The organism is Vibrio sp. AIC-3 (assembly GCF_013114515.1).
In the GTDB taxonomy this organism is placed as follows: domain Bacteria; phylum Pseudomonadota; class Gammaproteobacteria; order Enterobacterales; family Vibrionaceae; genus Vibrio; species Vibrio crassostreae_C.
Genome location: NZ_VTXG01000020.1, coordinates 29,345 through 54,468 on the forward strand (window position 1 = coordinate 29,345; position 25,124 = coordinate 54,468).

A 25,124-nucleotide genomic window follows, 5' to 3' on the forward strand; every position below is an offset into this window, starting at 1 on the left:
GAATTTCCATGATTACTCAAATAGTGAATTCAACGAAGCTTAAGTATCTTACGATTCACTGCTGTTTGGTTTATTCACGCTAAGTTGTTCGTCCAAGTTAAGTACCGTCAAAGCATTACTTACGCTGGTCGCTATCACATCGACCACACCGGTTCTTAGTGCGCCTAATAGAGCTAATGGCTTACTGTTCTCCGCTGCAATGGCAATGACTTCCGCTATTGGGCGAAATTCTTCCAAGGCCAAACCAATCACACGGTCACTCATTACTGTGTTTGCTGTTTTACCGTGAACATCGAAAAAGTCATAACCCGCAAAGTCACCGACGACACCTTGTAATAAACGAGATTGAACGACCTCACCTGCGGTAAACCAGCCTAAGTCGACCATATAGCTGTTTTCGCTCATATCACCGATACCGACCAAAGCGACATCGGCTTTTCGAGCGAGATCGAGGGTCTGCTTAACGGTGCTGTTTTCCATGAATGCGGTTTTTTGCGCTTTATTCTCGGCATAAGCGGGCGCGTATAAGGTTTCAGAAGATCCACCGTACTTTTTGGCTAACTGCCTGCATATATGGTCGGCATTAAACATACCGCCTCTTGGGTGAATACCGCCGATACCACACACGAATTTGCAGTCTCGTGGCGTAATGACGCCAGTGTGATGAGCAACAGACGATACGTTTCGACCTTGTCCTACTGTCACTACCATGCCGTTTTTCAGTGTACTGGTAAGGTAGTTAGACACTAAACCAGCAACCTGTAATCGCTGCTTCTCCTCATTTGGTTGGTCTAGTGCCACAAGCGCACGCTTTACACCAAATCGTTCGATCAAACGTTGCTCGATCTTCGCACTAAAGACGGGGTGATATTTCACGGTGATCTCAACAATGCCCTCATCTCGGGCTTGCTTGAGCATTCGACCAACCTTTGCACGGGAGATAGAGTACTTTTTAGATATCTCTTCTTGCGTAGCACCATCTTGATAATAAGCAACCGCTACTTCAGTGAGGAGATCAGTGTTTTCTTCGGAAACATCTTGGATATTCTTACTCATATACCACTCAACCAATATTTAACAATTATTTTACCTGCTTGAAGAACAAATGTTCGATGCTTAAGCAAGTGATACACAAGTTTACACCCCGAACATATGTAACGGCAAGGTACATTTGCTCATAGTCATAACCATGGTTTTGTTGTTGATTAATTCACCTCACTTTGCTCGTTAAACGTTTGCTTGCATAGCCCATGATTACTAGAGCGAAATATATTTGACTGAAGTCACCATACAGTACTATTTACCGTTGACTTTGGGGCTAGATCGGATAAATATGGCTACATCATTTACTCATCGAGCGATCAAATGTTCTGTGCAAATGTTCGTTCGGAGAAAAATTTAAATTAATGTAAGTTTGGCTCACTGGTACAACCATTGAGAACTTCATTAGTTAGCTTGCAAATGCCCACACCTCTCCCATTAATGAGGTGTTATGCGATACATAGGATGATCAAAATGAGCAATAAATTAGAGCAACTTCGTAAACTAACAACTGTTGTAGCTGACACTGGCGATATCGAAGCTATCAGCAAGTACACTCCTGAAGATGCAACAACTAACCCATCTCTAATTCTTAAAGCTGCTCAAATTTCTGAGTACGCTCCTCTAATCGATGCTTCTATCGAATACGCAAAAGCGCAAAGCGGTGATAAAGCACAGCAAGTTCAAGATACTTGCGACATGCTTAACGTGAACATCGGTAAAGAAATCCTAAAAGTTGTACCTGGCCGTATCTCTACTGAAGTAGATGCTCGTCTTTCTTACGACATGGAAGGCAGCGTTGCTAAAGCTCGTCAACTTATCAAAATGTACAACGACGCTGGCATCACTAATGACCGCATCCTTATCAAACTGGCTTCTACTTGGGAAGGCATCCGTGCTGCTGAAATCCTAGAGAAAGAAGGCATCAACTGTAACCTAACGCTTCTATTCTCTTTCGCTCAAGCTCGCGCTTGTGCTGAAGCTGGCGTATTCCTAATCTCTCCTTTCGTTGGTCGCATCATGGACTGGTACAAAGCGAAAGAAGGTCGTGATTTCGAAGCTTCAGAAGATCCAGGCGTAATCTCTGTTTCAGATATCTACAACTACTACAAAGACCACGGCTACAAAACTGTTGTTATGGGCGCAAGCTTCCGTAACATCGGCGAGATCCTTGAACTTGCTGGTTGTGACCGTCTAACTATCGCTCCTCAACTTCTAGCAGACCTAGAAGCAGCAGAAGGCGAAGTAGTAGAGAAGCTTATCGACTCTAACGGTACTAAAGAGCGTCCAGCAGCGATGACTCACGCTGAGTTCCTATGGGACCACAACCAAGATGCAATGGCTGTTGAGAAACTGGCTGAAGGCATCCGCAACTTCGCCGTTGACCAAGGCAAACTAGAAGACATGATCGCAGCTAAGCTGTAATCACTCTTACCAAATTCAAATAGGGGAACGTTCAGTTCCCCTACTTTTATCAATTTTGTTTTTCTTAATTTTTATTCGGAAGTTCTTATGAATCAATCTCCTCAAAACAGAAAGCATCTAGCTAACGCTATTCGTGCTCTAAGCATGGACGGCGTACAACAAGCAAACTCTGGTCACCCAGGCGCACCTATGGGTATGGCTGACATCGCTGAAGTACTTTGGCGTTCTCACCTAAACCACAACCCAGCAAACCCAGAGTGGGCTGACCGCGACCGTTTTATCCTGTCTAACGGCCACGGCTCAATGCTGATTTACTCTCTGCTACACCTAGCAGGTTACGAGCTTTCAATTGAAGACCTGAAAAACTTCCGTCAACTGCATTCTAAGACTCCAGGTCACCCAGAGTACGGTTACGCTCCTGGTATCGAGACAACGACTGGTCCTCTAGGTCAAGGCATCACTAACGCTGTTGGTATGGCAATGGCTGAGAAAGCGCTTGCTGCCCAGTTCAACAAAGAAGGCCACGACATCGTAGACCACTACACTTATGCATTCATGGGTGATGGCTGTCTGATGGAAGGTATTTCTCACGAAGCATGTTCTCTAGCAGGTACGCTTGGTCTTGGTAAGCTGGTTGCTTTCTGGGATGACAACGGTATCTCTATCGATGGCGAAGTTGAAGGTTGGTTCTCTGACGATACACCTAAGCGTTTCGAAGCTTACGGCTGGCACGTAATCCCAGCGGTAGATGGTCACGATTCTGACGCTATCAACGCGGCTATCAAAGCAGCTAAAGCGGATCCTCGTCCGACTCTAATCTGTACTAAAACAGTGATTGGCTTTGGTTCTCCAAACAAAGCAGGTACACACGACTGTCACGGTGCACCACTAGGCGCTGACGAAATTGCAGCAACACGTAAAGAATTAGGTTGGGAGCACGGTCCTTTTGAAATTCCGTCGGAAGTTTACTCAGAGTGGGATGCGAAAGAAGCAGGCGCAGCTAAGGAAGCAGCGTGGAACGAGAAACTTGCAGCTTATGAAGCAGCATACCCTGAGCTGGCAGCTGAATTCAAACGCCGCGTAAACGGTGACCTACCAGCTGAGTGGGAAGAGAAAGCATCGGCAATCATCGCTGATCTTCAAGCTAACCCAGCAAACATCGCATCACGTAAAGCATCTCAAAATGCTCTAGAAGCGTTCGGTGCTATGCTACCAGAATTCATGGGCGGCTCTGCTGACCTTGCGCCTTCTAACCTGACTATGTGGTCTGGTTCTAAGTCTCTTGAAGCAAACGACTTCTCTGGTAACTACATCCACTACGGTGTACGTGAATTCGGTATGACGGCTATCATGAACGGTATCGCTCTGCACGGTGGTTTCGTACCATACGGCGCAACGTTCCTAATGTTCATGGAATACGCGCGTAACGCTATGCGTATGGCTGCTCTGATGAAAACTCAGAACATCCAAGTTTACACGCATGACTCTATCGGTCTTGGCGAAGATGGTCCAACTCACCAACCAGTTGAGCAGATCGCTTCTCTACGTCTAACTCCAAACATGAGCACATGGCGTCCATGTGACCAAGTTGAGTCTGCTGTTGCTTGGAAACTAGCAATCGAGCGTAAAGATGGTCCTTCTGCACTTATCTTCTCTCGTCAAAACCTTGCACAACAAGATCGTGACGCTGAGCAAGTAGCAAACATCGCTAAGGGTGGTTACATCCTGAAAGATTGTGAAGGCAAGCCAGAGCTTATCCTTATCGCAACGGGTTCTGAAGTTGAGCTAGCGGTTAACGCTGCTGCTGAGCTAACGGCTGAAGGTAAGAAAGTACGCGTAGTTTCTATGCCTGCTACTGATGCGTTCGACAAACAAGACGCGCAGTACCGTGAGTCTGTACTTCCATCTGACGTAACGGCACGTATCGCTGTAGAAGCTGGCATCGCTGACTTCTGGTACAAGTACGTTGGTTTCGGTGGCAAGATCATCGGTATGACAACGTTCGGCGAGTCTGCACCTGCAGGTGAGCTATTCAAGATGTTCGGTTTCACTACTGAAAACGTAGTAAACACAGCGAAAGAGCTTCTAGCTTAATCTTGAATACATTGTCTCGCCCTTCAATGGGTTGATGCATACAGAAAGCCCCGCATGAAAATACGGGGCTTTTTTTGTCTTTTCTCTCATTCGGATTAAATCTAACGGCTATTTTTCTTCGAAACGCTTTGCCAGTTGGTAGAACTCATTGACTCGTTCTTTTAGCTCTGTGGAGTGGTCTTTCACAGAATGCGTTGCCACTAAGTTTTGTTCTGCGGTCGAGGCGATAGACTGCATATGCAGATTGACTTCACTCGACAGCTCACGTTGCTTATGAGCAGAACTTTCAACAGACTGCATGAGTTCATTCATGGATTGCATTAGGTTTTCGACTTCCGACAAGCGCTCTGCACTCACCTTCGCAACATCACCACATGCGTCCGTTTGCTTACGGTTCGCCAGAATATCTTTTTGCCACCCTTCAATCGTCGTTAGCATGGTATCGATGCTCTCTTTGATCTGAACCGTAGCCTTTGAGGTTCGACCCGACAATGCACGGACTTCGTCGGCAACAACGGCAAAGCCTCGTCCTTGCTCGCCCGCTCTCGCCGCTTCAATCGCAGCGTTCAGGGCCAACAAGTTGGTTTGTTCGGCGATTCCACCAATCTCTTCCATTATCTTGCTTACGCTCTGCGCTTGATCGCTCAGTTGGTAAGTCGTTTGAGTCGCCTTTTCAGCCTGAGAAGCTAGGCTCTCTAAGTTTTGATGAGTTTGATTAATGCTTTCTTTAGCGCCAGCACAGGTTTGCAAAGTCACATCAACAATCTGGTGCGCTTCTTCTGTGCGAGAAGAGACCTCATTGGCGGTGACTTCAACCTCTTCAGTCGCCTCTCGTACTTGAAGAATGTCTTTTGTTTGTTGATCTAAGGCTTCTGATACTTCAAATGACGTCGCATTTAGGTTGTCAGCCAAATCTTGTAACGGCTTGGCTGAGTCTGTCATGCGACCTAATACGGTGTGGATTCTTGCAGACAATAGTTTTAAGTGAAAATCGGCAATAGAGAACTGACTATTACCTGAATAAACAAGACGACTAACACTATCGAATTTAGATTGCAGCTTTTTCAACTGCAGTGGAGTATCAATCAGCTCTTGTCGGAAAAGCAGTGCTAATGCTGAAACAGGAAGTAGGCTCAACAACCATTGTGATACTTGCCCTACTTCAATGAGATTTGAAATTAACGGCGCAGCCAAAGAGCCTAGCAACACGGCGTAACGAACACTGTCACTGATCTTTAATGACCATTGGCGACCCGACTTTTCAGCCTTCAAGAGGCCTTGGTAAGCCTTATCTGCAACTTGTATCCATTCATTCTTTGGCTTAACACGAACAGATTGGTAGCCACTCACCTTACCATTGTCGTAAATTGGAGTTACATAAGCATCGACCCAGTAAAACCCACCAGATTTGGTTTTGTTTTTTACGATGCCACGCCAAGCTTTACCTTGCTTTAGGTTAACCCACATATCAGCAAAAGCGGCTTTCGGCATATCGTTATGCCTTACGATATTGTGGTGTTGCCCTAGCAATTCTTGTTGGCTGTATTCCGCTATGCGACAAAAAGCATCATTACTGTACGTAATCACGCCTTTTAAATCAGTGGTAGAGACAAGTTGTTCGTTTTCGCTGAGGAGCGTTTCACGAGATTGAGTAGATGAGCTGACAGTCATTATATTAACTTAGGTTAATTATTATTTTAGGCGAGGAATATATACAATTATTAAAGTTATGACAAAATGTGAACGTCACATTTTGTGTAAATGCCTGCTATTTATACAAATATTAGCTAAGTACCTCACAAAGCTAATAACTTCACTATCTTCTCATGCCAACAGTCACGACTCATCTAAGTTTACGGCAGTGGTAAATTTCACGGTTCTCATTGAGACAGAGGTATGGAATTTACGAATATTCAGATCTTTGCGTAGTACTCGCTCCACAAAGTCTTCGTAGGCTTGAATGTCTTTGACCGTCACAATCAGCATGAAATCAAAGCTGCCTGATATCTGATAGCACTGCGTGACCTCTTCTGCCTTTGAAATAGGATGGCGAAAGATTTGGTAAATATCCCCTCGATCACGCTCCATTTCCACGGACACAACCAAAGTCATCTTACTGCCGGTCAGTTCTGGATTAATGATGGACACACCACCGACAATCACGCCCTCTTCTCTCAGCCGTTTCACTCGCTTTAAGCAAGCAGGCGGTGACAACCCGACCAGCTCTGCTATTGTTAAATTTCACGTCATTTAAACACTGAAAGTTACTCTCAATACCCTAATTATTGATATTTTGAGTAAAAATAATTTGAGCATGGGTATTTACTAATGACTCAGTTATTACATGCGTATTTTAAAACACCGATAATAAAAAATCATCTTATTAGTTAGAACCCAACGCCTTGTATAAAGCGCCCTCCAGAATAATAACCACGACCTAATCAATGTTATTAAACATCCAAACTATCAACTATTCATTCAACAAAACCCATTAAATAACTGACAATAGAATAAATAACACTCCTTATTTTATATTAACTCTAAATGTTGAAACCGGAACGAATAATTAATTGTAATAATTATCCATTTGATTGGTAAAATTTATAAATATATTTTGTTACATAATCAAAACTGATGGCTTGATATAATAATGTCACACAAAACAATGGCTTTAATGGGTCTAATTTTTTCCTCACTGTCACAGGCTTCCACTATTGAGAACGACGAACTATTACTGAAGTCATTGATTAAACGAGGTGTTATCTGTTCAGGCTTAACCTATGAGGAAAATCAAGAAGCTTTGCGTATCTATCTCAACGCTAAAAAAGTGAAGAGCACTCCGTTTGATTCAAAAAATAGAAAAGAGACAACCAATACAAAAGAGATAGAAAGTAAAAAACATACAACAAACACACGTCAGTTAAATAAGGCACCACAAGAGTGTATTAGGCCAAACTCGGACAACAGATCTGAATAAGGCAAGTTGATACTGATATCGACATGGAAATACAAAAAGGAAATATAATGAAAATGATGAGAAAAACATTGTTGGCTTCAGCAATGCTTACTCTATTTAGCGTCAGTGGTTATGCAAAAACACCTATTGATTTAGGCGTAGTTAATGAAGACAAACTCATTGAAATGCTAGTTAGACAAGGCTTAGTCGACCAAGATGCAACCGATGCGGCAAAGCGCGATGCGCTTGACCGTTACTTGAAAAATAAAATCAATTCCGGTTTCAAAGGCGATGCTCAATTCGGAAAAAAAGCACTTGAGCAACGCGCAAAAATACTCAAAGCCATAGAAAAAGGGTCTGGCGTTAAAAAAGCGAGTGTCTTTGCTTTAGAAGTCGGCACCAAGCGCACCGATAAAGTACTCGCTCTATTGGTCGATTTCCCTGATTTGAACTGGGATGACAACAAGTTGACCGAAGAGCACACGCAGATGCTCTACGAGAGCTACAACCCTGAACATTATCAAGAGTTGTTGTTTTCAAATTCTGGCTACACAGGGCCAAATGGCGAAAACCTAATCTCGATGCGCCAATATTACCAAAGCGAATCAGGCGACAGTTACAGCGTTTCAGGTCAAGCGGCAGGTTGGTATCGCGCCTCTAAGCCTGCGTCATTCTATGGTGGCAACTCCCCTACCACCGACAACGACCTAAACGCCCAAGAACTGGTTCGTGAAGCGCTGAATCAACTGGCTCAAGATCCGAGTATCAACCTTGCCGATTACGACATCGAAGATCGTTACGATTACGACGGTGACGGAAATTTCCGCGAACCCGATGGTGTGATTGACCACCTGATGGTGTTTCATGCATCTGTAGGCGAAGAAGCCGGTGGTGGCGTGTTAGGCCCTGATGCGATTTGGTCTCACCGATTCAACCTTGGTCGCACTCATGTACTGGAAGGTACTTCTAGCTCGCTTCCAGATCGATTTGGTGGCCAATACGCGGCGTTCGATTACACCATTCAACCGATTGATGCGGCTGCAGGTGTTTGTGCCCACGAATATGGTCATGATTTAGGCTTACCAGACGAGTATGACACGCAATACACAGGCAGAGGCGAACCGGTTTCTTACTGGTCAATCATGTCTTCGGGCAGTTGGGCTGGTCAAATTGGTGGTACACAACCAACGGCATTCAGCTCTTGGGCAAAACACTTCCTACAGAAATCGATTGGCGGACGTTGGGTTAACGATGATCAGCTCTCGATTGATGACCTAGAAGACAATCCACAAGTGTATACGCTGTTCCAAACAACGGATAACAGTCGTCCTAACATGATCAAAGTGGATCTTCCTGAAAAGCAGATTGAAAGTCTGAAACCCTTTGAGGGCGAGTATTCATTCCACTCTCAAAAAGGCGATGATCTGAAAAACAGTATGACTCGCAAGTTGATGATCCCAGCGGGTGATTCTGCACTGCTGTCTTTCAAAACTTGGTATGAGATTGAAAAAGACTACGACTTTGCGCGCGTGCTAATCAACGGACAAGCCATTGCAGGAAACATTACCTCAATGGACGATCCATACAACACGGACCTCGTTCCTGCTATTGGCGGCGAATCTGGCGGATGGGTCGACGCTGAGTTCGACGTTTCACAATGGGCAGGCCAAGAAGTGGAACTGTCTTTTGAATACATCACCGATGGCGGCTTAGCAATGGAAGGCTTCTATTTAGATAACCTTGCTGTTGTTGTCGATGGTGAAGTGACCTCAATAGACGATGGTGAAAGCAACTCCACCTTCGCCCTTAATGGTTACAAGCTGAGTAATGGATTCCATCAAGCGCAGCACTACTATCTATTGCAATGGCGCAGCCACATGGATGTTGATGAAGGCCTAGCGAACATCAAACGCATGGGACAACTGATGTCATTCGACCCTGGCTTGATCATTTGGTACGTCGACGAATCACTAACCGACAACTGGGTAGGTAAACACCCTGGTGAAGGTTGGTTAGGCGTGGTCGATGCAGACCAAAATGCCATGGTGTGGGCAAACTCTGGTGAAGCGGCTCAAACACGCTACCAAGTTCGAGACGCAGCGTTTTCACTCAAAGATCATACTCCAATGCGTCTTGTAAACAGCGACAACGATGTACTCGAAGATACCAGTTTGGTTGGCAATGCTAGCTTCTCGGATGACCAAGATTACACATCGCCTCAAGCGCCTGATTCAGGACGCATCCTGACGGAGTTTGGTTTAGCGGTCGATATTGTGAATCAGAGTGATAACAACGAATACGGTGTGGTTCGCTTATCTAAAGTAAGCCAACACAACATCGTTCCTACTGCGAACTTCGAGCTTAATGTGACTGGTCTGACTGTTTCTGCAAACAACTTCAGCTCAGACCAAGACGGTGAGATCGCCCGTTACCTATGGGACTTTGGGAACGGCACAACAAGTAACGAAGTGGCACCAACTTGGTCTTACGAGCAAGCGGGCGAATACACGGTGAACTTGACTGTTGTCGACGACAAAGGCGCTACCGCTTCATTTAGCTCCGTAGTGAGTGTTGAATCTCCAAACGCCCTTCCAGAAGCGAGCGCGAAGTACATTCACTTGGGCCGCTGGGTAACCATGTGGTCTACAAGTTCAGACAGCGATGGTCGTATTGTTGATACCGAGTGGACACTTCCAAACGGAAAGGTGAAACGAGGTCGCACATTCACGTCAATCTTCCCTTCATACGGAAAGCACGAGGTGACACTGAAGATAATCGATGACCAAGGTGGGATTACCACTAAGACAATTTTGGTCGACCTGTAAATCATCGCTGGCTCTGTCATGCGTATTTACAACACAAGCTTAAGTACTGTTGTCACAGGATATAAGCCACGACAGCAGTTTTAAGAAAACGTTATTATTTAAGCCGTAAGCAAAAGCCCTACCGATTTGGTAGGGCTTTTTATTGGTCGCAGTTCGAGATACTAGGGTTTTAATCACAGTAACAAATTTACTGAACCACCATTCGATGAGCCATTACACAGGCTGCTTTTGAATACGCGATTTACGAGCACTGAATGCGAACAGCAAGATAACAGCTAACACGAATGGTAATACGTAGATATTGAGGTTCTGCCACCCTGCTGTCGATTCTAGCCAGCCAGAGAGCATGGCGGTAATCGTCACACAGCCAAAGACAATAAATTCATTAAACGCTTGTGCCTTAGCTTTATTCTGCGATTGGTAGGACTGACTAAACAAACCTGTTGCCGCGATAAACATGAAGTTCCAACCGACACCAAGCACAACTAGAGCCGCTCTGAAGTGCCAAATAGATTCGCCATGAATGTTAATCGCGATACAGACAACGAACAGCACCCCACCCGCTAAGATCATCATTCTTGAGCCAAACTTCTCGATAAGTGAACCAGTAAAGAATGCAGGAACAAACATCCCCAATACGTGCCACTCAATGACGCCCGCTGCTTTGGTAAAGTCAAAGCCACAACCAATCATTGCCAATGGCGTTGCTGTCATCAGGATATTCATCACCGCATAAGCGACCATGGCAGCAAACACTGCGCCAATAAAGTTAGGCGCTTTTACTATCACACAGAGAGGATCGGATTTAGGTGCCTGACTATTAAAAGAGACTTTTGGAAACTGAATTGTTTGTAAGATGAGTAACGCAAGAATGTTCAATCCAATCAAAGAAGCAAAAGCACCAATGTACAAGCCATCTTGCGACCACTGTTGCGACATAATCGCCAAATTTGGCCCTAATACCGCGGCTAAAACGCCACCAGCCATCGAGATAGAGATCGCTCGGTGACGGGCATTTTCATCACACACCTCGATTGCAGCAAAACGATAAAGCGTGCCAAAACCTATGCCTATCCCAAGTAAGAACGTAGCGAAACAAAACAGATAGAAATTTTGCTGAGACAGTGCGTAGGTGGCAAGACTAGCTCCTGTAATGCCAACCACATTACCAATGCTAAATCCTCTCTTTCTCCCTAACTTGCCTGAAATTAAAGATGCTGGAATAGTGGCTGCCATTAAACCCAAAAACTGCAGTGCAACCGGCAAGGTGATCATGCTGACACTGGGTGCAATCTGCTTACCGATCAAACCAATCACAGAGATCAGTAATATGTTACCCGTCATCAACAAGGCCTGACACAGTGAAAGCAGCCAAACATTTCTATTCATCTTCGTTCCTAAATATGAGCACAGTTGGTCAATAGACCAAAAATTCAACAAAGTCGCAACACTTTGTTACTCATAGCAACTCTACAAAGCGACCAATAGACCAATAGACCAATAGACCAATATAAAGTACTACCACCACATGACTTTGATTAGCGTTACTTAAGACGCTAGAGTTGAAATTATCATTACTTAAGATAATAATAATTTTCTGTTATTTATTGGCTTTGTTATTTATAGGCTTTAGTATTTGAAGGTGAGTATGATTAATCCACTTTGGCTCAATACGTTTAAGACTCTGGTTGAAGTTGGCCATTTCACCCAAACGGCAGAAAAGTTGTATATGACACAACCTGGAGTCAGCCAACACATCAAGAAGCTTGAACAAGCTTGTAATTGTGACCTGCTATCTCGAGAAAACAAGAGCTTCGAACTGACCGAACAGGGTCGGATTATGTATCGCTATGCGATCAAACTAGAGAAAGACCAAGAAGATCTTTTTGAGTCTCTGAGTTTTGATAACCCTTATGCTGGGCAATGTCACTTGTCTTGCTCTGGCTCACTCTCTTTGCGTCTGTATCCCAAGCTTCTTGAACTTCAACAGCAACACCAAGAGCTCAGCATTAACTTAGAAGCCGCTCCAAACAAAAAGATATTGAATGACCTAAGCGAAGGCACTACCGATATCGGCATTGTTAGGCATTCCCCGAACGACAGCTACTACCAAAGCCAAGTCATCGGCAAAGAAGCACTGTGTCTTATTGTTCACCACAGCCTTGCTGATTTAGAGATAACGCCGCAAGTATTGAATGACATTGGCCTGATTGCCCACCCAGATTCTGCACACTATCTGTCTTTGTATTTCGACCTTTGCGGAGATAAAGACTTAGCGAACATCAACGTTAATGAGATACCAAGATCTGGCTACATCAATCAGCTTCACCAGATCTTGCTACCCGTATCAAAAGGATTAGGTTTTACCGTGTTACCGGCTGGCGCGGTTGAACACTTCCCAGATAGAGACAAGCTACACGTTGTGCCGCCAAAGGTAGAAGTAGAGGAAACGCTGTATCTGGTTCAAAAACGAAACCGAAAACTGCCGCACCGATACGATACGGTTGTTGAGCTAATCAAACAGAACGTGAGTCGTTAGTTCGGTATAGATAGATTTAAAGCCTTTAGCTAGCTCGGTATTTCGCTATAAGAGCTAAAGGCTTTAATGTTGAAGTGATATTTATAAAAGACAACTACTCAGAAGCGCCAAGCCCCTCTTTTGCTCGTTCAAAGTCATAATTATCTAACGCACTTCGAACATCTTTGAGAACAACAGAATGTGGATACTGTGCCAGTAACTCAGTCACATATTGAGTTGCATCGTTATCATAAGCATCCAGCAGTGATAGCAACTGAGCATGCTGTTCTGACGTGATGCTCGGTGAATCAGAGGTATCAGCAAGACTCGCATCGGCTTCTTCAGTACTTGTCGTATTGAATCCCCCAACACCAGACACATCAAAGCTGATCTCAACTGCTTTAATCAGTTCGATTAACCCAAGTTCGCCTTGCTTAAGATCTGCTTCATCACACGCCTTGTTATGCGCTTTGCTTTCTAAATCACTGAGTAACTCTGCCAATCGCAATCCACCAATCGAAGCTGCCATGCTTTTTAAGGTATGTAGATTACGCTCTAACGTCTCCCAGTCGCCTTGTACTAAGTTATCAAAAGCATCCGACATAATGTCTGGCGATCCTTGGCAGAACCTATCAAGCATTTTGGCTTGCAGCTTCACATCATGATAAGTCAGTTGCTCAAACCTCGACTGAGAGAAAACAGGCGGCTCAATTTGGGGATCGGAGTTCAATTCCGCACTCTCACCAGAATCACCTGTCTGGATCGCATCTGAAGAGGTGTCTGATGGCGCTCGACCTTCAACTAAGACCTCAGGAACAATGTATCGAGTAATCAAAGACATCGCTTTATCAATAACAATAGGCTTATCCAAGAAGTCCGTGATGCCCGACTCCCTCGCTCGTTGTTTCGCATCATCAAAAACATTGGCTGACATTGCAATAATCGGTACATCTATATCGAATTCACGAATCAAACGGGTAGCTTCAAAGCCGTCCATAATCGGCATTTGAAGATCCATGAAGATTATTTCGTAGTCGTTGTTTTTAGCTAACTCCAGCGCTTCCTTTCCGTTTTCAGCAAGATCGGCATTTAATTTAGAGCGACTGAAAAATGCTAAGGCGAGATCTTGGTTCAGCTCATTGTCTTCAACCAATAGCACTCTTTGCCCTTTGAACTCTATCTGATAATCCAGTTGCAACTCTTGAGCTTTGAAGTCGGCTAACGCATCCGAGCTTGAGCGTGGCAATGTCAGTACAAAGGAGAACTCACTGCCTTGCCCGTAAACACTCTCTACCGTAATTTGACTGCCCATCGCATGAACTAATTTCTGGCTAATGTTGAGCCCAAGCCCTGTGCCGCCAAACCGACGTGTCGTTGTGGTATCCGCTTGGCTAAAGGCTTCAAACAGCTTGTGACGGTTCTCATCCGAAATGCCTATCCCGGTATCCATCACACTCACTCTCATGGTTAGGCTGCTGTCGTTCGAGTCAACATGCTCCACCGTTAATGCTACGCTGCCTTGTTCCGTAAACTTAATCGCGTTGCCCACAAGGTTGAGTATGACTTGGAACAACCTCAAGGGATCGCCTTGCAGTGGCGTGTCTAACTCTGGGTCGATGACCATCGACAAATTGAGTTGTTTCTCAGCTGCTTTCGACTCCATTAGTTCAATCACATCTTTAAAGGTCGTTACGGGATCAAACGGGACGTTATCAATAACAAGTTGTCCAGCTTCTATCTTTGAGAAATCAAGGATGTCATTGATGATACCGAGTAACGAATGGCCAGAACGGTGCACTTTCTCAATGTAATTTCGAGCGACAGGATTAGATATTTCGCCAATCGCCAGATAAGACAAGCCAATAATGGCGTTCATTGGGGTTCTTATCTCATGGCTCATATTGGCTAAGAATTCCGATTTAGCTTGGCTCGCCAAATCGGCTCTCTGTTTCTCTTCTTCCAATTGTTCGTTAAGGCGCTTCATTTCTGAAATATCGAATGCCCAAAATAGTGTGGCGACTTCACCATCAATCTCAAAAAGATAGTAACTGACCAAAGCAACAAATCGGGTTCCATCAGACTTTCTGAGTACTAACTCCCTATTTTCAACTTTACCGTTAAGGTCGAGCTCTTCATGCACGCCATCATGAACGCTCAGCGAGTCATGGATAGCGGCAACGTCGATAGAAGACAACGCCTGATCTTCCACGCCAAACAAACGTTTTGCCGTATCGTTCGCGTAACGAACCTCTTCTTCAAATACCACACTAGCTGCAATTGGAGAGCTATTTAGCATGTTGTAGAGTTGGTTCTGCGCCTTTTCCAGAGCTTCGGTCGCTTCCTTAGCAATACTGATCTGCTTCGCTAATTTACGATTCCAGAAAATAATAAGAAGAAGGATCACCAGAGAGAACACCGAAATGGTGTAAACCAATTGATAATTAACTCTTTCTATCGCTTTTGGCGCCGCCCACTTCGCCGATATCTTTTGATGTTCTTCAGCAGAAATACTCTCAATCGCCTTATTCACAATCGAATAAAGCAAAGGCTCAGATTTGATGACATGTAAGGTGGGTGAAAGGAAAAAATCAAGTCGTCCGACAATTCCAATCTCTCGATGACCAAATGAATCAATGAGATAATTGAGGACATCAACAGTGTCGACCATGCCGTCTAAGGTTTTATCATCCAATCGGTTGAGCCCATCGGCCGTGGATTCTACCTCTACCCACTCAACGTTCGGGTACTTATCTAAAATCGCGTTAGTATTTGCCGCATTCTTCAATATACCGATTTTCCAACCATCAGCTTCTTCAAGTACCAAGCTACTAACGTCTCTTCTCGATGCAATGGCCAAACGACTTGAAAACAAGCTTTTAGCTGCTTTGACGTTATCTCCTAACGAACGATTCTCTTGAGCTGCTGAGACCAGTTCCACTTCATGATGATCAACCAAGCTTCGGGTCTCAGACCAATTCGCCACGTCAACATGCTGAATACTTAGCCCTGTTTTTTGTTCAATCAGCGTTAGATAATCATCAATCATCCCGATGTATTCACCGGTATTGGATACCGCTTCATAAGGTAACGAATTCGGATCGATACCTATACGTACATCCGGATTATCTTTAATCCACGCCCTCTCTTTTTGGCTTAGATTTAGGATCTCTCCAGTCAAGTTACTCGCTTGATAAACATCCGTAATATAGCGTTTCGCCGCATCTCCGAATGAACTAAATTGTTCGACAGATGGAAAATAAACATGGTTCCGCACTAACGAATTAACATCAAAGTAGAAAGTCATCGAACCAGAGTTGATACTCCCTCCCTTGGTCCTATAATTCGCCACCTTGGTGACTGATGAAAAGTGAGAGGTATTTTTCTTCTCTCCATATTGATCAACTAGGTTGCCTATGTACCAAGATTTGATCGGGCGACTATTGTTATCCGCTTGTGCGGTGATCACCTGAAAAGAACTGTCCGTGTCGAAAATTTCAAACACTTCCGTCAACTCTTCAAAGCGGTCGTTGACGATAAAATACGCAGATATTTGCGCGATAATATTCGCTTTTTTAAGGACTAGGCTTAAATCACTCTGAACCTGCATCTCGATAATTTGGTTTAAGCCGTCATCCTCCTGTTTAAGCCTTTTAATTGCGGCATTGAAGCTATCTCTGATTTCTTCACTCTTAAAGTCCACATAGATCGGATACTCAACTTTATACTCGTCATGTAGCGTTAGCTCTGCCATTTCAATAAAACGAGTATTGGTGATAAACCACTCTAGCACTCTTCGTTCAACCATTAGCAAGTCAACATTTTGAGCCCTCAACTGCGAGAATGCTGATTCAAGATCTTCGTAATCTTCAACACGATCAATGTCTAACTTACTCTTCAGAACTTCAACAGAGTTTTTAATTGAGGATGTTTCGTCGAACAATAACGCCCCTAATGATAGGTCTTTTTGGGATTGAAGTTGGAGTTTGCGGCGAGTTAGTGAAACAGGAACAAACGCAATATTAAGAACGTTATCACTTAAAAAGTGCGCATTAGGATCATCAAACTGAACACCAGAAACAAAGGCTATAGAATTATTGTTATCGATGGCTTTTTTAGCGGCGCTAGGTGGAAGTGTGACAACGTCACCTAGTTTATATCCCATGTCATTCAGTGCACGCTGAAGAATGTCGTGCTCTAGCCCGACTGCGGTGCTGTCTGGGTAAAAATACGGAGGGTTACCAAAGCCAAACACGCCTTTTAGCGGCACTCGATAGGGGGAACTGTCTAGCCACTTCGATAAAATCTGGTTCTTGTTATCAACGTCGAAGGTTTCAATCTGTTTGTTGATTAGCGTCAGCAGTTCTGGTTCATCGGTTCGAATCACCATTGATGCTTCAAACCTTTTCCAATGCTCCAGAACATAATTTACCGCTAAATCATGAACGCCAATCTTTTCCGCAAGATCCATAGTGGTGATAGGTTCACCGACCATGCCTTCGACATCCCCGGCCCCTAACGCACGTACTGCATCAATAACGTTATCAAAATCCACTCGCTCAATAGAACTCAATTTGACACCGGCTCGCTCCAAATCGATATTTTCATTAACCATCGCAATACGGCGTTTATTATTTTGATCTAGGTTTCCATCGAGTTTGTTGTCGATGGGAACAATCACTGCGACCTGATAAGGAATATAGGGAGCACTCGCAAGAAAACGGCCACCTTCACTTGGGTCGAACTGTTGGAATGGAAATACATCGCCTCGCCCGTCGACTAACGCGGCTTTAGCCTCGACACGCGAGTTAACTGTGACAAACCGAACATGAACACCAAAACGCTGTTCAAGATCTAATGTCCAATCTTTGATGATCCCAGAAACCTGCCCATCATCATCGATGAATGAGTAAGGATAATGGTTGGCCAAGACAACAAAAGTTACCGTTGGTTGGTTTCCCAACCACTGATTTAACTCAGTATCTGTTACCTCAGCAGCATTCGTAGATCGCATTAGCAGCGGCCACACCACAAGTGTAATGACCAGAAAAACAACCAAACGATTTAGCGACAACATCAAGCCATCACTCATCTCTAAATTTCTCTTTAATTGCTAGAATCTCAGGTAACTTCAGAAAAAACACATCAACGATAGTTGGATCAAAATGTTTGCCTTTCTGTTCTTCAAACAAGTTCAGCGCCTCATCAATACTCCAAGCTTTTTTATAAGGGCGCTCTGCGGTCAGGGCATCAAATACGTCAGCAACGGCCGCAATTCTTCCAACCAATGGGATACCTTCACCAGCTATCTGGTTTGGATAACCACTGCCATCCCATTTTTCGTGATGATATTGCGCCACCTGAATAGCCATACGCATCAGTTTGGAATCACTCTGCCTACCAAGTATATCAACACCATATTCGACATGCTTTTGCATAATTGTCCACTCGTCGGCGTCCAATTTACCCGGCTTGAGTAATACGCTATCAGGAATACCGATCTTGCCAATATCATGCATTGGTGCTGCATCACGCAACGTCTCGGCATCTTCGTCAGTCATTCCCAAGGCTTTAGCTAGCACTTCACAGTAGTGACTCATACGCTTAACGTGCATGCCTGTTTCATTGTCTTTAAATTCAGCAGCTCTACCCAGTATGTTCAGTGTTTCTAGCTTACCGAGATTGATCTCTTGAGTTTTCTCTTTTACCTGACTAAACAACGCGCGTTGTTGGTCATAAAGTGCGATATGCGTTTTCACACGCTGGAGTGCAATTGCAGGGGTTATCGGCTTGGTTAGGTAATCGACAGCCCCCAAGGAGAGTCCTTTTACTTCGGCTTCTGGACCAATTGTGGCGGTCACGAAAATGATAGGAATGTGAGCCGTATTCGGCTGAGCTTTAAGTTGGCGGCACACCTCGTAACCATCGATGTCAGGCATCATGATATCAAGGAGGATAAGGTCTGGCTGCGGCACCATCTTCGCAATTTTGATACCAATTGTGCCGTTAATCGCTACTTTCACTTGATAAGTATCTTTGAGTATTGCCGTTAACACATCCAAGTTACTTGGGGTGTCATCCACGACTAACACTATGGGTTTCCGACTCATTGATACCTCGTATACAAATCAAACAGTTATAACCCTAGTGTAGAACGGTTTCCAGAGGTTAAGTAGAAAAAAAAGCAATTGATTTTCAAAAATGAAGAGTAGATCTGCGAGTGACTTCAAACTGGCGTTATTAGAAGTACGACCAGTCAATATTACGTCAGTTAAGTTATTATTATACAAGGGGAATTACCTTTGCATTGCAACATTTCACTAACAACACAGATACTATCCGAAAACAAAAAGAGCTCCTCATATGGGAGCTCTTTTCGTTCAACGGCTAGAAAGCAAAACAACCGAGTTATTCAGTAATCTAACGACCAGAATAATACATACAGATTCGAACACCATCGAACTCACGAATCTCAAATGGGATCTCGTAGATAGACTCCATCACTGATTTTTCAACCACTTCCGAAACCTTACCCGACTTAACCACTTTGCCTTTCTTCATCGCAACAATGTTATCTGAGTAACAAGAAGCGAAGTTGATGTCGTGAATCACGATAACGACCGCTTTATTGAACTCATGCGCCAAACGACGCAACGTCTGCATGATTTCAACCGAGTGTTTAATATCAAGGTTATTCAGAGGCTCATCTAAGAACACATAATCCGTATCTTGCGACACAACCATCGCGATAAACGCCATTTGACGCTGACCGCCACTCAACTCATCAAGGTATTTATTTTGGATGTCAGTAATGCCAAGGTGTTCTAGTGCTGTATCGACGATTTTATGATCTTCGTCTTTCAAGCGACCTTGAGAGTGTGGGAAGCGACCAAAACAGACCAACTCACGAATCGTAAATCGCATATTGATGTTGTTTGATTGTCTTAACACGGCAAGGTGCTTCGCTAGCTCTTTGGTATCCCACTCAGCCAGTAACTTATCGCCAATGACCACTTCACCCGCGTCGCTGTCTGTTAAGCGGCTCGCCATTGAAAGCAGTGTACTTTTACCCGCACCATTTGGGCCAATGATAGAAGTCACTTCGCCTTTCGGGAACATAGCACTGGCATCATCCACCACGAGTGACTTGCCATACTTCTTAGTTAAACCTGTTAATTTAATCACTACTTACTACCTTTACTGAATTCTGGTGCGTAACAACAAGAACATAAAATACAAACCGCCGACCAAGTTAATAATCACACTCACAGTGGTTTCAAACGCCATCACTTTTTCGATAAACCATTGGCCAGAAACCAATAGCACGATCGCTAGTAAGCTGCTTGCGATGATAAGCACACGATGCTGATAAGATCGGAATATCTGGCGAGCTAAGCTTACGGTGATCAAGCCAAAGAACAGCACAGGGCCAACCAGAGCCGTAGACACCGCGACCATCACTGACACAATCACCAAGGTAATCTGAGTCAATCGCTTGGTGTTCACACCCAGGCTTGTCGCGTTATCAACACCAAGCCAAAGTACATCAAGCTTAGGCGCCAACAACCAAAGGCCAAGCAAGCTCAAACCCAAAGGAATAAGGCAGAGGTAAACCAACTCGCCTTTCACGTTATTGAAACTTGCGAACATCACATTCTGCAGCACCGCGAACTCGTTCGGGTCAATCAACATCGCCAAGAAGTTAGACAAACTCGAGAATACGCTGCCACATACGATGCCTATCAACAGCAGTGTGAATACGTTGTTTCGCTTGCTCTTAAAGTAGAAATGGAACAGAGCAAACGAGAACAAGATCATCACAGTCACAGACATCGAAAAGTTTGCGATCGAGTCAATCACCCAGAAGCTAGCACTGCCAAACACAAACAGAAGTACCGTTTGTACCAGCATATACAAGCTGTCAAAGCCCAAGATGGAGGGGGTTAGAATTCGGTTATTAGTAATGGTTTGGAAAACCAATGACGACGCCGAGATCGCTACCGCCGCCAACACAATCGACAGCAATTTTGGTAGGCGCAGAGACAAGAAGAACTCGTAGTTATCCCACGTCAGCCCCTGCCCGATGAATAGCGCTGTCATACCCAAAGACGCGATAGCCAGAATCGCAATTTTTACTGAATCACGCATTCGACTTGTCTCTCATGATTAGGTAAATAAAAATCATGCCACCAAAGATGCTGATTACCATCGAGATTGGAATCTCATAAGGGAAGATGACGATTCGAGCTAGCAGGTCACAAGCCAACACCAAGATCACCCCCCAGTAGGCAGTCCAAGGCAGAATCTTCTTCATGTTATCGCCCATCATCAGCGACACGATATTCGGCACGATAAGGCCAAGGAATGGGATAACACCAACGATCATCACCACAGAGGAGGCACTGATAGCCACTAACGCAACACCAATGAAGACGATCTTCTGATAATTCAAACCGATGTTTTTCGCGAAGCTCTCACCGATGCTCGCCGCACTGAACTGGCTCGCGAAATAGTAAGCCAATACACAAGCAGGCACCGCGAGATAAAGGATTTCATAGCTGCCCTGCAACACGCTCGCAAAGTTCGCCATAGTCCATGCCGACATGGTTTGTACTAAGTCGTACTTATAAGCAATAAAGGTTGTTAGAGACGAAACAACGTTGCCATACATAATGCCAATCAAAGGCACCAATACCGCGTTCTTAAACTTGAGGTGTTGTAGGAAGCGAACCAATAGCATGGTGCCAAACACTGCAAACGCGAAGATAAAGCCTAAGTAGCTCCATTGCGCAGCATTGCCTAGCACTAGAATGCCGACAATGTAACCCAACATCGCACAGTCAATGGTGCCCATCGTCGAAGGCGCGGCAAACTTGTTCTGTACGATTTGCTGCATGATCAAGCCAGAAACACTCAATCCCGCTCCGGCAAGCACGATCGCGAGTAGTCGAGGAATCCGACTAACAATATAAATAGAATTGGCGTGTTGGTTGCCATTGAAGAACTCGCTAAAACTGATTTCAGCGACTCCAATCATCAATGACGCAACGCATAACACAACAAGAAATACAGCAGCTGCAATGGGTTTCAACATAGAAATAATACTAAAGGTAGGTCTCGGGTAGCCCGTATAAAAAAGTGAAAAAGGGCTTATAAGAACACTCTTATAAGCCCGAAAATCTGATGGTTAGTAACTATTGAATCGTACGTTCAATGTCACTAATCATTCTGTGAATCGCCGTCACACCGCCACCAGCCAAATACCAAGCACTTGAATCAAGGTAAACGATATTGCCGTGCTGCGCTGCAGGTGTTGCCGCAACCAGTGGGTTATCAAACAGTTGTTGTGCGCGTCCTTCTGATTTACCAATCGCTTTTTCGCGGTCAAGCACGTAAAGCACTTCAGGTTTTGCATCAGCTATGTATTCAAAAGAGATTAGGTTGCCGTGTGTTCCTTTAATCGGAGCCACGGTTGCACTCTTTGATTCCACGAAACCAAAGTCATCAAAGATGATTGAGAAACGGCTGCCTTTGTTGAACATCGCAATGTTGTTACCGTTGTTCATTAGCATCATTGCTGAAGTTTCGTCAGACGCTACTTTGTCGTTTACCGCTGTGATAGAAGCTTGAGTCTCTTTAATGATCGCTTCGACTTCAGCTTGCTTACCAAAGATGTCGCCTAGCACACGCCAGTTTTGCTGAGCATCAGCCCAGTACTTGTCGCCTTCAATAGAAAACATGACAGTAGGAGCAATTTGTGCCAGTTTGTCGTAAACCTTAAGCATGCGGTTTTCCGCGATGATGATGTCAGGCTTCAACATGTAGATAGCTTCAAAATCAGGTTCGCTTAAAGAGCCTGTATTTGCCGTCGTATCTTTGTACGAAGCTAGGTAATCAGGCAGCAAGCTATGAGGCGCGCCAACTGGCTGTACACCAATTTTATCGAGCACGTCTAAGCTACCGTGGCCTAGAACCACCACTCGCTGTGGTACTTCAGTAAACTGCGCTGTGCCTTTCACATGCTCAATGGTGACGGTTTCCGCATGCGCGGTCATCATGAATGATGATGCTAGAACGATGGCAAGCCCGCTCAATAACTGGCGAACTGAATTGATTGTTTTCTTCATGTTTCTTCCTTTGCCATTGATACAAACCACCACTCATGACAATGAAAGTCACATTACTCATAGACGAGCATGGGGCGTACACAACTGCTAAATAACGATAATTTAAAGTCTGTCATTGGATTGACAACAAACTTGTAACGCAAGTGAGAACTATTATCAATTATATTTGCACTAAATTGGCGATACAACAACTTTATTATTCAGAAATGTAAAAGTGAGTATTCATATTTTGCGTAGTCAGGAGAGGTATTAGGAATCAGAAATATCAAAAAGACGCGAAGAGGAAAGTGATCATCAATCTGAAGAATAAACTGATGGGGAAAGTGCCCGAAAACCCTGCAATTAAAACTCTGAACCCCAGAATCACAACGCTCAACCTCAGAGTCAAGAATTGTAATTTACAATGTAAAGATCATATACAACAGAGACTTAATCATCACCAAATTAGCTGATCAATTAAACCCACTAATGACAACGAATACGAACAGCTGAAAAGCCAAGACTCAGTCAGATATCATGGTCAAATCCCTGACCTTCGCTCATTTAACCTTCAGTAACCGATGGTAAATCACCCAAAAATATTTTTGAATTTAATTGAAAATAGGGTTGTAATTTTGAAAACTAGGCGTATAGTTCGCCACCTGGCTCTAATCTATAGAGCTGTTAATGCTAAAGTAAGTCCAAGTTCCACATAGACAGTTCTCGATTCCCTCGTTACACCATCTCTGCGTCAGCTTTCACCCAGATAGTCATTCAATAGCTTTTAAATTCGATCCTACTACCGATCTATCGTCATTTGCTCTTTTGTCAGCGAAGTCAGAATAGATCGAGCACTTAAATACAAATGTAATAAACACAAGGCACAGTTATGTCACGCAGAACAACACGACAAACCCATTGGTACCAACTATCACGCGAAAAAACAGTCAATAAACTAAAAGGTAATAAATGCTCAAGATTAAAATAGATTTACACAAAGAAGAGATTTCATGGGTCACCGAGATTCGACAGCTCAATAGCGATATACTCCACCGCCACATATTGCCCAAGCTACAACATCACAGCTATCTCATCGACTTTGAATTTAATGAACGAGAAAGCATCGGAACTATCGTTTCAGGCAACGGAAACACCCTAGGACATTTCACACTCCTATAGCATTTCCCAAAGGCTACAAAAGAAACACCATCTAGTCCCAAAGATGTAAAAGATGTCACCCTCAATTCGCTCTAGCAGAACAAAATAGAGTAGAAGTAAAACAGATCTGAAACCTAGCCCTTTTTGCATTTCACACGCGGCTAACGCTAGCTAGGTTATCGTACTTCTATTGAAACCAACTTATATCAAACTCTAAATCACCATTGAGTCATTATCAGTGCATTCATGGACTAATAAGTTAACGGCATCGACCTTAACTTCTGATCAAGAGTATATAAGTGTTCTGCAGCTTGCATGTGTTGAGGGTAATCACTGAACTTCTCACGATTCTCCTCATTCATCTTACATGTCTCATCCACCAGCATTAACTTCCAATACAGCTTCGTTGTATGCAACATCGCCAGTAACGGTTTGAACACCTCTTGCTCATAAGCTTGAATCAACTCTTCAATCAACTCGTCACGTTCGTCTTCGCTTGCGATTGAACCCTCGGTTGCCGACAACACTTTTTGATACTTCAGGTTTTGTTGCAGCTTATCCATGACCGTTTGGTTTTCTTCCGCTAAGTCAACAAGCTTCGACTTAATGATGTTTACCCAATTCGCTTGGCTCAGTACTGTGTCATCAACGCTGGTAAAATCTTCTCGTATTTGTCGTTCAACATCTTTTTGAGCTTTCTTTAAAACCGCACGCACCTTTTGGAAAGGCAGCTGATACTCCTTACTTAGCTCGATAATCAGTTTATGAAAACCACCATTTGGAAGGTGTAAGTTTTCTTTAAACGTCGCCATTGCAGCTTCTTGCTGTTCGGTAAGGTGAGTCATTCTGTTTCCTATTCTTTATCACTTATGGTGCTGAGCCCGCGATCATACCACTATTACCCTCGTTTTTTCGGTAACTTGAACAGTTACACCTCGCTATGCCGTTAAATTCTCTCAGCCCTTTCTCTTTTGGCTAGTTATTAACCCACTTGGCATAAAATG

16 protein-coding genes and 1 pseudogene are annotated in these 25,124 nt (G+C 44.0%); 6 read left to right on the forward strand and 11 right to left on the reverse strand.

All coding sequences use genetic code 11. The features are described from left to right. Positions 1-48: 48 nt before the first annotated feature. Positions 49-1,056, reverse strand: coding sequence for a sugar-binding transcriptional regulator (locus F0229_RS14405; RefSeq protein ID WP_017061711.1), 1,008 nt, complete (start codon positions 1,054-1,056; stop codon positions 49-51). A gap of 459 nt (positions 1,057-1,515) precedes the next feature. On the opposite strand from F0229_RS14405, the gene tal reads away from it, so the two are divergent. Together tal and tkt are read left to right on the forward strand one after the other, a co-directional pair. Further along, a complete protein-coding gene (tal, locus tag F0229_RS14410; protein WP_171733103.1) occupies positions 1,516-2,466 on the forward strand; it encodes a transaldolase in 951 nt (316 codons plus the stop codon). An 87-nt stretch (positions 2,467-2,553) separates the two neighbouring features. Further along, on the forward strand, positions 2,554-4,560 hold the full coding sequence (tkt, locus tag F0229_RS14415; RefSeq protein WP_171733104.1) for a transketolase: 2,007 nt from the start codon (positions 2,554-2,556) through the stop codon (positions 4,558-4,560). A gap of 108 nt (positions 4,561-4,668) precedes the next feature. Here tkt and F0229_RS14420 read toward each other — a convergent pair whose 3' ends face one another. Together F0229_RS14420 and F0229_RS14425 are read right to left on the reverse strand one after the other, a co-directional pair. Beyond that, positions 4,669-6,231, reverse strand: coding sequence for a PAS domain-containing methyl-accepting chemotaxis protein (locus F0229_RS14420; RefSeq protein WP_017071362.1), 1,563 nt, complete (start codon positions 6,229-6,231; stop codon positions 4,669-4,671). 165 nt (positions 6,232-6,396) lie between these two features. Then, positions 6,397-6,801, reverse strand: a pseudogene (locus F0229_RS14425) (Lrp/AsnC family transcriptional regulator); the annotation flags it as partial. 409 nt (positions 6,802-7,210) lie between these two features. Between F0229_RS14425 and F0229_RS14430 the strand changes: the two are divergent. Both F0229_RS14430 and F0229_RS14435 read left to right on the forward strand, forming a co-directional pair. Then, a complete protein-coding gene (locus tag F0229_RS14430; protein ID WP_029235426.1) occupies positions 7,211-7,537 on the forward strand; it encodes a hypothetical protein in 327 nt (108 codons plus the stop codon). A gap of 47 nt (positions 7,538-7,584) precedes the next feature. Continuing rightward, the gene (locus F0229_RS14435; protein WP_171733105.1) at positions 7,585-10,341 is read left to right on the forward strand and encodes an immune inhibitor A domain-containing protein; all 2,757 of its coding nucleotides are present in this window, start codon (positions 7,585-7,587) and stop codon (positions 10,339-10,341) included. A 213-nt stretch (positions 10,342-10,554) separates the two neighbouring features. Here F0229_RS14435 and F0229_RS14440 read toward each other — a convergent pair whose 3' ends face one another. Beyond that, a complete protein-coding gene (locus F0229_RS14440) occupies positions 10,555-11,730 on the reverse strand; it encodes an MFS transporter (RefSeq protein WP_171733106.1) in 1,176 nt (391 codons plus the stop codon). 259 nt (positions 11,731-11,989) lie between these two features. Between F0229_RS14440 and F0229_RS14445 the strand changes: the two genes are divergently transcribed. Beyond that, positions 11,990-12,880 carry a LysR family transcriptional regulator gene (locus F0229_RS14445; protein ID WP_017061891.1) on the forward strand — a complete coding sequence of 297 codons (891 nt, stop codon included), beginning with the start codon at positions 11,990-11,992 and terminating at the stop codon, positions 12,878-12,880. A gap of 94 nt (positions 12,881-12,974) precedes the next feature. Here F0229_RS14445 and F0229_RS14450 read toward each other — a convergent pair whose 3' ends face one another. The 6 genes from F0229_RS14450 to F0229_RS14475 all read right to left on the reverse strand — a co-directional run bounded on the left by F0229_RS14450 (position 12,975) and on the right by F0229_RS14475 (position 22,983). Beyond that, on the reverse strand, positions 12,975-17,948 hold the full coding sequence (locus F0229_RS14450; RefSeq protein WP_171733107.1) for a transporter substrate-binding domain-containing protein: 4,974 nt from the start codon (positions 17,946-17,948) through the stop codon (positions 12,975-12,977). Then, positions 17,941-18,966 carry an HD-GYP domain-containing protein gene (locus tag F0229_RS14455; RefSeq protein ID WP_029235511.1) on the reverse strand — a complete coding sequence of 342 codons (1,026 nt, stop codon included), beginning with the start codon at positions 18,964-18,966 and terminating at the stop codon, positions 17,941-17,943. The genes F0229_RS14450 and F0229_RS14455 overlap by 8 nt, the downstream gene beginning before the upstream one ends. A gap of 310 nt (positions 18,967-19,276) precedes the next feature. Next, entirely contained in the window at positions 19,277-20,041 is a 765-nt protein-coding gene (locus F0229_RS14460) for an ABC transporter ATP-binding protein (protein WP_065585089.1), read from the reverse strand. A 12-nt stretch (positions 20,042-20,053) separates the two neighbouring features. After that, on the reverse strand, positions 20,054-21,004 hold the full coding sequence (locus tag F0229_RS14465; protein ID WP_171733108.1) for an iron chelate uptake ABC transporter family permease subunit: 951 nt from the start codon (positions 21,002-21,004) through the stop codon (positions 20,054-20,056). Further along, positions 20,997-21,950: an ABC transporter permease gene (locus F0229_RS14470; RefSeq protein WP_171733109.1), complete on the reverse strand. Its 954-nt coding sequence runs from the start codon at positions 21,948-21,950 to the stop codon at positions 20,997-20,999. Before F0229_RS14470 ends, F0229_RS14465 begins: the two co-directional genes overlap by 8 nt. A gap of 100 nt (positions 21,951-22,050) precedes the next feature. Next, positions 22,051-22,983 carry a siderophore ABC transporter substrate-binding protein gene (locus F0229_RS14475; protein WP_017066720.1) on the reverse strand — a complete coding sequence of 311 codons (933 nt, stop codon included), beginning with the start codon at positions 22,981-22,983 and terminating at the stop codon, positions 22,051-22,053. 948 nt (positions 22,984-23,931) lie between these two features. Here F0229_RS14475 and F0229_RS14480 point away from each other — a divergent pair. After that, positions 23,932-24,141 (forward strand): hypothetical protein, encoded by a 210-nt coding sequence (locus tag F0229_RS14480; protein WP_004731601.1) that lies wholly within the window; start codon positions 23,932-23,934, stop codon positions 24,139-24,141. A gap of 230 nt (positions 24,142-24,371) precedes the next feature. On the opposite strand, the gene F0229_RS14485 is transcribed toward F0229_RS14480, so the two are convergent. After that, positions 24,372-24,965, reverse strand: a complete 594-nt coding sequence (locus tag F0229_RS14485) for a hypothetical protein (RefSeq protein WP_171733110.1) — start codon at positions 24,963-24,965, stop codon at positions 24,372-24,374. Positions 24,966-25,124 lie beyond the last annotated feature (159 nt).